This window comes from Streptomyces sp. NPDC040432 (assembly GCF_055595445.1).
Genome location: NZ_JBVIVP010000017.1, coordinates 80,468 through 93,451, shown reverse-complemented (window position 1 = coordinate 93,451; position 12,984 = coordinate 80,468). Strand labels below are relative to the sequence as shown.

12 protein-coding genes are annotated in these 12,984 nt (G+C 70.9%); 6 read left to right on the top strand and 6 right to left on the bottom strand.

Translation table 11 applies throughout. From position 1 onward, the window contains the following. Positions 1-16 precede the first annotated feature (16 nt). From ACZ58N_RS28390 to ACZ58N_RS28365, 6 genes are all read left to right on the top strand, one after another. Entirely contained in the window at positions 17-1,108 is a 1,092-nt protein-coding gene (locus tag ACZ58N_RS28390) for an LOG family protein (RefSeq protein WP_471165354.1), read from the top strand. An 81-nt stretch (positions 1,109-1,189) separates the two neighbouring features. Continuing rightward, positions 1,190-2,107: a DMT family protein gene (locus ACZ58N_RS28385; RefSeq protein ID WP_471165351.1), complete on the top strand. Its 918-nt coding sequence runs from the start codon at positions 1,190-1,192 to the stop codon at positions 2,105-2,107. 101 nt (positions 2,108-2,208) lie between these two features. Beyond that, entirely contained in the window at positions 2,209-2,817 is a 609-nt protein-coding gene (locus ACZ58N_RS28380) for a hypothetical protein (protein WP_471165348.1), read from the top strand. 126 nt (positions 2,818-2,943) lie between these two features. Then, positions 2,944-3,180, top strand: a complete 237-nt coding sequence (locus tag ACZ58N_RS28375) for a ferredoxin (protein WP_471165345.1) — start codon at positions 2,944-2,946, stop codon at positions 3,178-3,180. Continuing rightward, positions 3,170-4,564 carry an NAD(P)/FAD-dependent oxidoreductase gene (locus tag ACZ58N_RS28370; protein ID WP_471165343.1) on the top strand — a complete coding sequence of 465 codons (1,395 nt, stop codon included), beginning with the start codon at positions 3,170-3,172 and terminating at the stop codon, positions 4,562-4,564. The genes ACZ58N_RS28375 and ACZ58N_RS28370 overlap by 11 nt, the downstream gene beginning before the upstream one ends. A gap of 56 nt (positions 4,565-4,620) precedes the next feature. Next, on the top strand, positions 4,621-5,865 hold the full coding sequence (locus ACZ58N_RS28365; RefSeq protein WP_471165340.1) for a cytochrome P450: 1,245 nt from the start codon (positions 4,621-4,623) through the stop codon (positions 5,863-5,865). A gap of 92 nt (positions 5,866-5,957) precedes the next feature. Here the strand turns inward: ACZ58N_RS28365 and ACZ58N_RS28360 are convergent, their stop codons facing one another. The 6 genes from ACZ58N_RS28360 to frr form a co-directional block, all read right to left on the bottom strand. Further along, a complete protein-coding gene (locus ACZ58N_RS28360) occupies positions 5,958-6,986 on the bottom strand; it encodes an ABC transporter ATP-binding protein (RefSeq protein WP_471165337.1) in 1,029 nt (342 codons plus the stop codon). Further along, entirely contained in the window at positions 6,986-8,602 is a 1,617-nt protein-coding gene (locus ACZ58N_RS28355) for an ABC transporter permease (RefSeq protein WP_471165335.1), read from the bottom strand. Before ACZ58N_RS28355 ends, ACZ58N_RS28360 begins: the two co-directional genes overlap by 1 nt. 56 nt (positions 8,603-8,658) lie before the next feature. After that, complete coding sequence (locus tag ACZ58N_RS28350) at positions 8,659-9,759, bottom strand: thiamine ABC transporter substrate-binding protein (protein WP_471165332.1); 1,101 nt, start codon at positions 9,757-9,759, stop codon at positions 8,659-8,661. A 260-nt stretch (positions 9,760-10,019) separates the two neighbouring features. Further along, complete coding sequence (rlmN, locus tag ACZ58N_RS28345) at positions 10,020-11,132, bottom strand: dual-specificity RNA methyltransferase RlmN (RefSeq protein WP_281207361.1); 1,113 nt, start codon at positions 11,130-11,132, stop codon at positions 10,020-10,022. A 168-nt stretch (positions 11,133-11,300) separates the two neighbouring features. Continuing rightward, positions 11,301-12,377 (bottom strand): phosphatidate cytidylyltransferase, encoded by a 1,077-nt coding sequence (locus ACZ58N_RS28340; RefSeq protein ID WP_471165328.1) that lies wholly within the window; start codon positions 12,375-12,377, stop codon positions 11,301-11,303. After that, the gene (gene frr / locus ACZ58N_RS28335) at positions 12,377-12,934 is read right to left on the bottom strand and encodes a ribosome recycling factor (RefSeq protein ID WP_471165326.1); all 558 of its coding nucleotides are present in this window, start codon (positions 12,932-12,934) and stop codon (positions 12,377-12,379) included. The genes ACZ58N_RS28340 and frr overlap by 1 nt, the downstream gene beginning before the upstream one ends. Positions 12,935-12,984 lie beyond the last annotated feature (50 nt).

Sequence of the window (12,984 nt, the reverse complement as noted above, 5' to 3'; positions counted from 1 at the left end):
CCTTAGTGTGGGCCGAATGGTCAACGCAGACATCGAGATCGAGACGCTCGCCGAATTCGACCGCGTCGCCGCCAGGGGTTCCCTGAGCGGCTACCGGATCCAGTCGGTCAACCTGTTGGAGCGGACCTTCGCGCTGTTGTCGGCCGACACCTCCGCGGCGGTCTTCCTGGGCTGCCCGATGGAGCCCGACGCCTCGGTGAAGGTCCGCGCCGACGGCGCGCTCGTCTTCCCCCCGGTACCGGACCTGCCGTTCAACCCGTACCGGGGTCTGCTCTACACGGCCGAGGAACTGTTCTCGGGGCTGGACGAAGGCTACGAGGCGACCCCGGACGCCCAGGCGTACGCCTGGTTCCAGGAGACCGGGACCGACGGCGACGTCTTCTCCTCGATGCTGCGTTCGATCCACGACGACGCCGTCTCCGACGCCCTCGACGAGCACCTGACGGGTGCCCGGGTGGTGGGCGTGATGGGCGGCCACGCCATGGCCCGCGGCGCCGCGGACTACCGCGGTGCGGCCGAGCTGGGTCGGACCCTGGCCCGTTCCGGTCTCACGGTCGCCACCGGTGGCGGGCCGGGCGCCATGGAGGCCGCGAACCTCGGCGCCTATCTGGCCCCCGCCCCGGACGAGGCCCTGCCCGAGGCGCTGGAGCTGCTGGCCAAGGCCCCCTCCTTCGTCCCGTCGGTCTCCGACTGGGCCCGCGCGGCCTTCGCCGTCCGGGAGCGCTGGCCCGACGGCGGCGACTCGACCGGCATTCCGACCTGGTTCTACGGGCACGAGCCGCCGAACGCCTTCGCGGGCCACATCGCGAAGTACTTCGCGAACGCCACCCGTGAGGACGGGCTGCTGGCCCGGTCGAACGCGGGCGTCGTGTTCCTGCCCGGTGCGGCCGGCACCGTCCAGGAGGTGTTCGACAACGCGACGCCGAACTACTACTCGTCGCGCGGGGAGCCGACCCCGATGGTCCTGGTGAACCGTACGCACTGGACCGAACACCTGCCCGCCTGGCCGCTGCTCACGGCGCTGGCCCGGGGCCGTGCGATGGAGTCCCGGATCGCGCTGGTGGACTCGGTGGACGAGGTACCGGACGCACTCGCCGCAATGGGCTGACCCCCGGAGGCAACTTCTCATCCGTTTCTCACGTCTGGCAGAGGTAACGCGAAAACCTGCCAGACGTGAACGGAGCCCTCTGTGCTCATAGGCCTGCTGACCGCTGTCGCGGCGTCCATCTGCTACGGCACGGGATCCGTCCTGCAAGCCGTCGGCTCGCGGCGGGCGGCCCGGATGTCCCCGGCCGCCGCCGGGGTGACCGCGCACGGCGGACCGAACCTGACGTCCACCGCCAAGGCCGCGATGACCTGGGAGTTCATCGTCGGCACCATCCTCGACTTCGTGGGGTTCGGGCTCGGCGCGCTGGCCGCGCGCATGCTGCCGCTCTTCCTCTCCCAGACGGTCATCAGCGCCAACCTCGTGATCACGGCCGTGCTGAGCGTGAAGATGCTCGGCATCCGGCTCACCCGCAAGGAGTGGACGTCGATCGGCGTCGTCTGCACGGCACTGGTTCTGCTGGCCACGGCCGCGGGGCACGAGGGCGGCCACCACGCTCCGATGTCCACCCACTGGTGGCTGCTGGGGATCACCCTCTTCCTGATGATCGGCGGCACGGTCGCCGTCCGTCTCCTCGGCGGGAACGCGGCGATCCTGGCGGGTCTGCTGTCGGGCCTCGGCTTCGGCGCCCTGGGGGTCGGCGTCCGCATCCTGAACGGGATCGACCCCTTCGACCTCGGCTCCCTCCTCGGTGACCCGGCGCTCTACGCGATCCTGGCAGCGGGCTTCGGTGGCATGTACCTGCACACCGTCGCCCTGCAGATCGGCTCGGTGAACGGCGCGACCGCGGCCCTCGTCGTCGGCGAGACCGTGCTGCCCGGCGCCATCGGCGTGGTCTGGCTCGGCGACGCCTCCCGCCCGGGCCTGGCCTGGCTGGCGGTCCTCGGCTTCGTCCTGGCGGTGGCCGGCGCGGTCGCCGTGGCCTGGTTCGGCAAGCACGGGTCCGAGGAGGACGAGGACAAGGGGGCCGCCGCGGCTCCCGTCCCCGAACCCGTCGGCTGACCCGACGCCCGTCGGACCTCCCGCTCACCCGCCCGGCCGTCCCCTGGTGGCGGCCGACCCGCCGCCGGCGCTTGCTGGACGGGGGAGAGAGCGAGAGGTCCATGGAGGAGTCCACGACCGCGCGGTTGCGCACGCCCCGGGCCGCCGGCATGGCCGGTATCGCCTTCGCGGTACTGCTCGCGGGGGCGATCGCGCTGATGCGCATCGCCGTCCCGGAGGGCGGTGCCCCCGATGCCGCGGTCGATCCCGGTAACCGGTGGGCCGTACGCCTGGCCCTGGAGATCGTCCCGTTCGCCGGGATCCTGTTCCTCTGGTTCATGGGCGCCCTGCGCGCCCACGCCGGAGAGGCCGAGGACCGGTTCATCTCGACCGTCTTCCTCGGCAGCGGATTCGTTTTCGTCGCCACCCTGTTCGTCGCCGCCGGGGCCGCCGGCACCGTGCTGGAGGAGGGCACCGACACCGCCTTCGGCCGCGACTACGCCTACACGATCCTGACCACGTACGCGATGCGCATGGCGGCCGTCTTCGTCTTCGCCACCTCCAGCATCGGACGCAGGCTGGGCATCTTCCCGCGGCCTCTCGCCCTGCTGGGGTACCTGACGGGCCTGGTCCTGATCGTCATCGGCTCCGGCGTGCCCTGGAGCGAGATGATCCTCCCCGCCTGGGCAGTGATCGTCGGCGCCTACATCATGCGTTCCGCACGGCGGTAGCCGCCCGCCGGCGCCCGGCAGGCGGACCCCGCCTCCCCCGTGCATTCTGGATGGGAAAGCTGCGGGGGACTCGGGGACGAACAGATGAGAACGGCCATGTTCGGGCCACGGAAGGGCTGGTGCCTCATGAGGCTTGTCGTCGACCTCAACCGCTGTCAGGGATACGCCCAGTGCGCCTTCCTCGCTCCGGACGTGTTCGCCATGCACGGCGACGAATCGCTGCTGTACAACCCCGAGGCGGACGAGGAGCAGCGCGAGAACGTCATGCGCGCCGTCGCGGCCTGTCCCGTCGGGGCCATCCTCGTCGAGCTCGACGAGCGGGACATGTCGGCGCTCACCCCGGAGGCGCAAGGTGCACGCTGACGGGAACCTGGAACGGCTCAAGCGTGACGGGCGCATCGTCGTCGTCGGTGCTTCCCTGGCCGGTCTGCGGGCCGCCGAGACCATGCGCGACAAGGGCTTCACGGGTTCGCTGACCATGATCGGCGATGAACCCTACGAACCCTACGACCGGCCCCCGTTGTCGAAACAGGTCCTGTTGGGCAAGGCGACCGCGGACCACACCGCGCTCCCCCGACGCCGGGACATCGGCGCCGAGTGGCGGCTCGGGGTCCCCGCTTCGGGGCTGGACATGGCGGGCCGCCGGGTCCTCCTCGCCGATGGCGGGGCGGTGGAGTACGACCGACTGCTCATCGCGACCGGGGTCCGGGCCAGGCCCTGGCCGAACGAGGAGGAGGGCGCCCTCACCGGCGTCTTCGTCCTGCGCACCCGTGATGACGCCGTCGCACTGGAACGCAGCCTCGCGGCCGGTCCCCGTCGGGTACTGGTGATCGGGGCCGGATTCACCGGCTCCGAGATCGCCTCGGCCTGCCGGGAACGCGCCTTGCCCGTCACCGTCGCCGAACGCGGGGCGGCGCCGCTGGTCGGCGCGCTCGGCGGGGTCATCGGCGACGTAGCGGCCGAGATGCACCGCGAGAACGGCGTCGACCTGCGGACCGGGATCATGGTGACGGGTCTGGAGGGCGACCCCGCCGGTCGGGTCCGCGCCGCGCACCTGTCCGACGGCTCCTCCATCGAGGCCGACGTGGTGATCGTCTCCCTCGGCGCGCAGCGCAACACCGAGTGGTTGGCCGGCTCCGGGCTGGGGGCGGGTCCCCGCGGCATCGCCTGCGACGCGGGGTGCCGGGCCTTCGACATCCGGGGCATCGTCACCGACGACATCTACGTGGCGGGTGACGTGGCACGGTCCCCGCACGCCCTGTTCGGGTACCAGTTCCTCTCCCTGGAGCACTGGGGCAACGCCGTGGCCCAGGCCGAGACGGCGGCGCACAACATGCTCAGCGAGAGCGCGGACCGCCGCCCCCACATGTGGGTGCCGGCGTTCTGGTCCTCGCAGTTCGGCGTCAACATCAAGTCGGTCGGGGTGCCCTCGATGGGTACCGAGATCATGATCACCCAGGGATCGCGCTCCGAGCGGCACTTCGCCGGCGTGTACGGATACCAGGGCCGGGTGATCGGGGCGGTGACCTTCGACAACTGCCGCTGGCTGCCCTTCTACCAGCAGATGATCGAGTCCACGACGCCGTTCCCGCCGCCGTTCCCGACCGTGGACCGCAGGCCCGAGGGGCAGAAGCCGATGCCCGCGGACTTCCCGGACCCGTCGGTGCCGACGCACGGCCCGACGATCACGCTCAGCGGGTACTCCCCGGACGACCGGAAGATGACCTTCACCCCAGCCCGCCACTGAACCGCACGTGCGTCGCCGCCCCGCCCCGAGGACCCCGAGGAGCACGAGGACCTGCCATGACACAAGCCATCCTGCGGGAGATCATGGACTACGCGAACCGCGCAGATCCGTATCCGCTGTACGAACGACTCCGCGAGACGCCGGTGGCCCACGACGGGGACGGGCCGTACGTGATCAGCACGTACTACGAGATCCAGAGCCTCCTGCACGATCCTCGGATCAGTTCCGACGCCTCCAACCTGGCGTCCACCGCGGGCGACCCGCTGGCCGGCGCCGAGGACGAGGGGTCCACGACCCTGCCGCCGTCCTTCCTCAAGCTCGACCCGCCCGACCACGACCGGCTCCGCCGGATGACGAACCGGCCGTTCGGCCCGCCGCACTCCCCGCACAAGGTGCACGACATGCGGGACGAGCTGGGCGGCATCGTGTCCGGGCTGATCGAGGGCATCGTCGCCGCGGACTCGATGGACCGGATCGACCTGGTCGACCAGTTCGCCTACCCCTTCCCGGTCACGGTGATCTGTCGGCTGCTCGGCGTGCCCCAGGAGGACGAACCGCGCTTCCACGTGTGGGCCGACGCGATCGCCGCCAGCCTCGACCCCGACCCGGACGCCGACCCGACGAAGCGGCGCGTCCCGGCCGACGCCCGGATGGAACTCGGCATGTACCTGGCCGGTCTGATCGAGGAGCGCCGCAAGAACCCCGGGAACGACATGCTGTCCCACCTGGCGACCGCGGACGGGCCCGACGGTGCCATGACCACGATCGAGGCGCTGAGCACCTCGGCGCTGCTGCTGATCGCGGGTCACGAGACCACGGTCAACCTCATCACCAACGGGATGCTGACCCTGCTCCGCCACCCGGACGTCCTGGAGCGGCTGCGCCAGGACCCCGAACTGGCCGTTCCGATCGTCGAGGAACTGCTGCGCTACGAGCCGCCGGTGCAGTTGCTGCCGCAGCGCACCACGCTGTCCGAGATCGAGGTCGCCGGTGTGACCATCCCGAAGGGCGCCTCGCTCTGGCTGGTCCTCGCGTCCGGCAACCGCGACCCCAAGAAGTTCGACAACCCGGACCGCTTCGACCCCGACCGCGTGGACATCCAGCACCTCGGCCTCGGCAGCGGGATCCACAGCTGCTTCGGCGCGCCCCTGGCCCGACTCGAAGCCCAGCTGGCGCTGAGCGAGCTGGCCCGTCGGTTGGTCAACCCGCGACTGCTGGAGGACCCGCCGCCGTACCGCCAGAACGCGGTGCTGCGCGGCCCCCGCCACCTGCGGATCGCCTGCGACGGCATCCGCGACTGACCCCGTTCGGTCGGAGCGCCGTCGGGGTTCACGCGACCCCGGCGGCGCTCCGACGTGGTTCCGTCAGGGCCCCGTGGCCGGCGCCACGGGGTTCAGCCCGTCTCCTTCGGTAGCACGACCACCTCTGCCGGGGAGAAGGCCACCGACACCCGGTCGCCCACCGCCGGCGCCCCGGCCAGCCCGCATTCGGCCTCCAGGACGGGTCCCGCCTCGGGCCGCAGCGACAGCGCGACGTGCGTGCCGCGGAAGGTGCGGGACAGCACCTCGCAGCGCAGCCCCTCGTCCCGCAGGAGCACCCCCGCGGGCCTGATCAGCAGCTGTCGTTCGCCCTCCGTCGACCCGGCCGGTACGGGGACCTTGCCCCACGGGGTGGCGGCGCCCCCCGCCGTCACGGTCGCCGGGACCACGTTCTCGAAGCCGAGGAACCTGGCGACGAACTCCGACGCGGGCCGCTGCCAGACCTCCAGCGGGGTGCCCGTCTGGGCGATCCGTCCGTCCCGCATCACCACGACCCGGTCGGCCAGCGCGAAGGCCTCCCCCTGATCGTGTGTCACGGCCAGCACGGTCGTGCCCAGTCGGGAGAAGAGCCCCTGGAGCTCGACGACGAGCCGCTCGCGCAGCCCCCGGTCCAACTGGCCCAACGGCTCGTCCAACATCAGGAGCCGTGGCGACGGGGCCAGCGCCCTGGCCAGCGCCACCCTCTGCTGCTCGCCCCCGGACAGTGAGGCCACGGCCCGGCCCTGGGCTCCCGGCAGCCCGACCAGCTCCAGCAGCTCGGCGACCTGGCCCTCGTAGGCCCTCTTCGTGGAGCCGCGCATCCGCAGGCCGAAGGCGACGTTCCCACCGACGTCGCGGTGCGGGAACAGCTGGTGGTCCTGGAACATCAGCCCGACGCCCCGCCGGTGCACGGGCACCGCGTCCTGGTCGGCCCCGGCCAGCAGGACCCGGCCGGCCGACATCCGCTGGAGGCCGGCCACCACCCGCAGCAGGGTGGACTTGCCGCTCCCGCTCGGACCGAGCACGCACACGATCTCGTGCTCGGCGACCTCCAGGTCGACGGCGTCCACGACCGCGCGCCCGCCGAAGCGGACCGTCACCCCTTCGAGGCGGAGCAGGGTCATCAGAACTCTCCCGAGGTCTTGTCGGGGCGCAGCCGCTCCAGCACCAGCAGGGACACCGCGCACACCAGCATCAGAATCGTGCTCAGGGCCATGGCCTGCCCGTAGTTCAGCTCACCGGCCCGCCCCAGCAGCCGGGCGACGGCCACGGGCAGGGTCGGGCTGTCCGGCCGGGCGATGAACACGGTCGCCCCGAACTCGCCGAGGGACACCGCGAACGCGAAGCCCGCCGCGATCAGCAGGGCCCGACGCACCAGCGGCAGGTCCACCTCGCGCCAGGCCCGCAGCGGGGAGGCGCCCAGTACGGCGGCGGCCTCCCGCAGGCGCCCGTCCACCGCCCGCAGCACCGGCAGCATGGTCCGCACGACGAAGGGCACCCCGACGAGCGCCTGCGCGAGCGGCACCAGGATCCAGGAGGTCCGCAGGTCCAGCGGCGGTTCGTCCATGGTGATCAGGAACCCGAAGCCCACGGTCACGGCGGACACCCCGAGCGGGAGCATCAGCAGCGCGTCGAAGCCGCGGACGAAACGTCCGCCGCGCCGGGTCAGCGCGGCGGCGGCGAGGCCACCGATGAACAGGGCGATGCCCGTGGCGGCCAAGGCGTACCGCAGGGAGTTCCCGATCGCCTCCAGGGGCGGCACGAGGAACGTTCCGCCGCCGGAGCCCGCGTCCTGCAGGGCCCGGTAGAAACCGAACCCGTAACCGCCGGGGGCGTCGAAGGACCGCTCGACCAGGACGCCCAGGGGCAGCACGATCAGCAGCGCCACCGTCAGCAGCACCCCGCCGAGCAGGCTCCGCTGGGCCCAACCCCGCGGCCGGTGCGCCGTGCGCGCCGGGTCGACCAGCCGCAGCGCGGTCTCCCGTCGGCGCACGGTCCAGGCGTGCAGGGCGAGGATCGCGCCGACCGCGACGAACTGCACCATCGTCAGGACGGCGGCCGTCGGCAGGTCCAGCAGCTGCGCGGTCTGCCGGTAGACCTCCACCTCCAGGGTGGAGTACGCGGGACCGCCCAGGATCTGCACGACGCCGAAGGAGGTGAAGGTGAACAGGAAGACCATCAGCGAGGCGGCGGCGACCGCCGGCCCGAGCGCCGGCAGCGTCACCCGGCGCCAGGCACCGAAACGCCCCGCGCCGAGGACCCGCGCCGCCTCCTCCTGACGGGGGTCGAGCTGGGCCCAGAGCCCGCCGACCGTGCGGACGACGACGGCGTAGTTGAAGAAGACGTGCGCCAGCAGGATCGCCCAGACCGTGGTGTCGAGGCGGATGCCCCACAGCTCGTCCAGCAGACCGCCGCGCCCGACCAGTGCCAGGAACGCCGTGCCGACGACCACCGTCGGCAGCACGAACGGAACGGTGACCACCGCACGCAGCAGTTGCTTGCCGGGGAACTCGAAGCGCGCGAAGACGTACGCCCCGGGCAGCGCGATCAGCAGGGTGAGCAGCGTGGAGGCGAGGGCCTGCCAGGTGGTGAACCACAGCACGTCGGCGATGTCGGGCCGGGCCAGGACCTCGCCGATCCGGCCGAACTGCCATCCGGAGTCCGTCTTCAGCCCGCGGCCGACGATCGCCGACACGGGATAGGCGAAGAACAGCCCGAAGAAGACGAGCGGCACCGCCATCAGGCCGAGCCTGACGGCGGTGGCGCGCCCGTTCTCCTTCGGGGAGCTCCCGCGTCCTACTTCACGACGAGCGAGGACCATGTCTTGACCCACTGCTCACGGTTCTTGGCGATGGCGTCCGGGGTGACGTTCTCCGGCTTCTCGATCACCACACCGTGCTTCGTGAAGATCTCCGGCAGCTGCGCGTCCTTGACCACCGGGTTCACGAACATCTGGAGCGGCATGTCCTCCTGGAACTTCTTGCTCACCAGGAAGTCGAGGAGCGCCTTGCCGCCCTCGGGGTTCTTCGCGCCGTTCAGCAGGCCCGCGAACTCGACCTGGCGGAAGCAGGTTCCGGTGGAGACGCCCGTGGGGGCCTCGGCCGGCTGCGGTTCGCCGTAGAGCACCTCGACCGGGGGGCTGGAGGCGTAGGAGACGACCAGCGGACGGTCGCCCTTGGCCTTCTTGCCGCCCGCGGAGCCCGAGAAGCGCTCGTTGTAGGCCTGCTCCCAGCCGTCGACGACCTCGACGCCGTTGGCCTTGAGCTTGCTCCAGTAGTCCTTCCAGCCGTCCTCGCCGTACTTGCCGACGGTGGCGAGGAGGAACCCGAGGCCGGGCGAGGACGTCGCGGCGTTCTCCGTGACCAGGAGGTTCTTGTACTCCGGCTTGATCAGGTCGTCCAGCGTCTGCGGCGGGGCGATCTTCTTGTCGGCGAAGTACTGCTTGTCGTAGTTGACGCAGACGTCACCGGAGTCGATCGGTGTGACGCGGTGCTGCGGGTCGAGCATGAACTCGGTCTTGATCCCGTCCATGCCCTTGACCTGGTACGGGGTGAAGATCCCGTTGTCGAGGGCCCGCGAGAGCAGCGTGTTGTCGACGCCGAAGAAGACGTCGCCGCGCGGGGAGCCCTTGGTGAGGATCTCCTGGTTGAGCGCCGTGCCCGCGTCCCCGGACTTCAGTCGCTTGACGGTGTAGCCGCTCTGCTGCTCGAACTCCTTCAGGACCGAGTCGGTCACGTTGAAGGAGTCGTGGGAGACGAGCGTGACCGTCTTGGACTTCGGGGCGTCGCTCGCGCCGGCGGTCTTGTCGTTGGCGTCGCCGCCGCCGCAGGCGCTGAGCGTGGTGACGCCGAGCGCGGCCGCGAGTGCGGCGCCCGCGATCTTCTTGGTGGTGCTCACTGGTTGATTCCTCCTGGGATGTCCAGGAGAAGACGCGGCCCTGCCCGGCGCTCTGCGAGAGCGGACGCCGGGCAGGGCGCAACAGCATGAGTGGTGACCGAACTTCCTACCCCGAATGACCGGGGCGAGGTTCAGAGGGTCTGCGGATGACGGATACCGCACTCTCAGCGCTGTGGCGCTCCCCTGTCGGAATATGAAATTGGTTCGGCCACAGGGTACCCCTGCGGCCGAATGTGATCGACCATGGCCGAATTTCGGCCTTATCGCTCCGAGGCGGCCAGCTGGCCGCACGCGCCGTCGATCTCCTGACCGCGGGTGTCCCGGACGGTCACCGGCACGCCGTGGCGGGCGATGGCCTCGACGAACGCCTTCTCGTCCTCGGGCCGCGAGGCGGTCCACTTCGAGCCCGGAGTCGGGTTCAGCGGGATCAGGTTGACGTGGACCCGCTTGCCCTTGAGGAGCTTGCCGAGCAGGTCACCGCGCCAGGCCTGGTCGTTGATGTCGCGGATCAGGGCGTACTCGATGGAGATACGACGGCCGGACTTCTCGGCGTACTCCCAGGCCGCGCCCAGGACCTCGCGGACGTTCCAGCGCGTGTTCACCGGGACGAGGGTGTCGCGCAGCTCGTCGTCGGGGGCGTGCAGCGAGACCGCCAGGCGGCACTTGAAGCCCTCGTCGGCGAACCGCAGCATGGCCGGGACCAGGCCGACGGTGGAGACGGTGATCCCGCGCTGCGACAGGCCGAGGCCGTCGGGCTCCGGGTCCGTGAGGCGGCGGATGGCACCGACGACGCGGTTGTAGTTGGCGAGCGGCTCGCCCATGCCCATGAACACGATGTTCGACAGGCGTGCCGGGCCGCCCGGTACCTCTCCGTCGCGCAGGGCGCGCATGCCGTCGACGATCTGGTGCACGATCTCGGCGGTGGAGAGGTTGCGGTCGAGGCCGGCCTGGCCGGTGGCACAGAACGGGCAGTTCATGCCGCAGCCGGCCTGCGAGGAGATGCACATCGTGACGCGGTCGGGATAGCGCATCAGCACGGACTCGACGAGCGTGCCGTCGTGCAGCTTCCACAGCGTCTTGCGGGTGGTGTCGTTGTCGCAGCTGATGTGCCGCAGGACGTTCATCAGGTCGGGCAGCAGCTCCTGCTGGAGCTTCTCGCGGGAGGCCGCGGGGATGTCGGTCCACTCCGCCGGGTCGTGGGCGTAGCGGGCGAAGTAGTGCTGGGAGAGCTGCTTGGCCCGGAACGGCTTCTCGCCGATCGCGGCCACCGCCTCCCGGCGCTCGGCCGGGGTGAGGTCGGCGAGGTGCCGGGGCGGCTTCTTGACCCCACGAGGGGCGACGAAGGTGAGCTCTCCCGGAACGGGGCGGGCCATGGCAGGTACTCCTTGTAAGACGAAAGGCGCGCCGCAGAAGCAGCGCGCCCTTCAAGAGTAACCGCCCGGCCGGACCGGAGCTTTTCCTCCGTTGCCGCCCCGGTACCGCGGGGGGTGGGGAGGATCAAGCGGTGATCGGCGGTGATCAGCGGTGGACCGGTCGGTGGATCACCCGGTGCCGACGAAGGCCGCCAGGAGCAGCCACACGACGGGGGCGGTCGGCAGGAGCGAGTCGAGCCGGTCCATGATGCCGCCGTGGCCCGGCAGCAGGGTGCCCATGTCCTTGATGCCCAGGTCGCGCTTGATCATCGACTCGCCCAGGTCGCCCAGGGTCGCGCTGACCGCGACGGCCAGGCCGAGCACCAGGCCCTGCCACCAGGAGCCCCCGTCGATCAGGAACTCCATGCACAGCGCGCCGGCGGCCATCGCGAAGGCCACGGCGCCGAACAGTCCCTCGCGGGTCTTCCCGGGGCTGATGCGCGGTGCCAGCTTCGTCTTGCCGAAGCGCCAGCCCACCGCGTAGGCCCCGGTGTCGCTGACGACGGTGAGCACCAGGAAGGTGACCACGCGCTGCGGACCGTCGTCCGCGGTGAGCAGCATCGTGACGAAGGTGGCCAGGAAGGGCACGTAGAACGCCGCGAAGACGCCGGCGGTGACGTCCTTGAGGTAGTCCTCGGGTGGTTCCGTCATCCGCCAGACGAGGACCGCGAGCGCGGTCAGGGCCATGGCCACCCAGGCACCGTCGGCCCCGCGGACGTAGCCGGCGATGACCATGGCGGCGCCACCGACCGCGAGCGGGACGAGCGGCGCCTTGATGCCCTTCTTCTCCTGGAGCCGGGAGGTGAGTTCCCACAGGCCCACCACGACCGCGACGACGACGACACCGACGAAGACGGCCTTGACGATGAACAGCGAGGCGAAGATCACCGCTCCGAGGCCGACGCCGACCCCTATGGCGGCACGCAGATCCCGCCCCGCGCGCTTCTTCTGCGGCGGCGGGGAGGCGTCCTGCGGTGCCTGCGAAGGCGGAGGCGGAGGGCTGGGCATGGGCTCCTGCAACGGCGTCTCGGCGCGGAGCGGGGGGACGCCCGCGAAGGCGGCCCCCCGATCGCGTGCTTCCCGGTCGTCGAAGGCACGGCCGGCGGCATCGGGCACGATGGGCATGGGCCGAGTGTGCGGGCCCACCAGCGCATCGTATGCGGGACCCGCCGGAACCGGCTCCGTGGCCCAGGGAGAGTCGTTCATCAGACCTCTAGGAGCTCGGATTCCTTGTGCTTCAGCAGCTCGTCCACCTGCGCGACGTACTTCGCGGTGGTGTCGTCGAGCTCCTTCTCGGCGCGGCGCACCTCGTCCTCGCCGGCCTCCTTGTCCTTGACGAGCTTGTCAAGGGCGTCCTTGGCCTTGCGGCGGACGGACCGGATGGAGACCTTGGAGTCCTCGGCCTTGTTCTTGGCGACCTTGATGTACTCCTTGCGGCGGTCCTGCGTCAGCTCGGGGAAGGTCACCCGGATGATGCGGCCGTCGTTGCTCGGGTTGACACCGAGGTCGGAGTCGCGGATCGCCTGCTCGATGTTGCGCAGCGCGGACGCGTCGAACGGCGTCACGATGGCCATGCGCGGCTCGGGGACCGCGAAGGACGCGAGCTGGTTGATGGGCGTGACGGCGCCGTAGTAGTCCGCCACGATCTTGTTGAACATCGCCGGGTGCGCACGGCCCGTGCGAATCGCGGCGAAGTCCTCCTTCGCGACGACGACGGCCTTCTCCATCTTCTCCTCGGCTTCGAGGAGGATTTCTTCGATCACCACGTGCTCCTGCATGTCAGATATGGATGGTTCGGGCGGGCGGGGCGGGT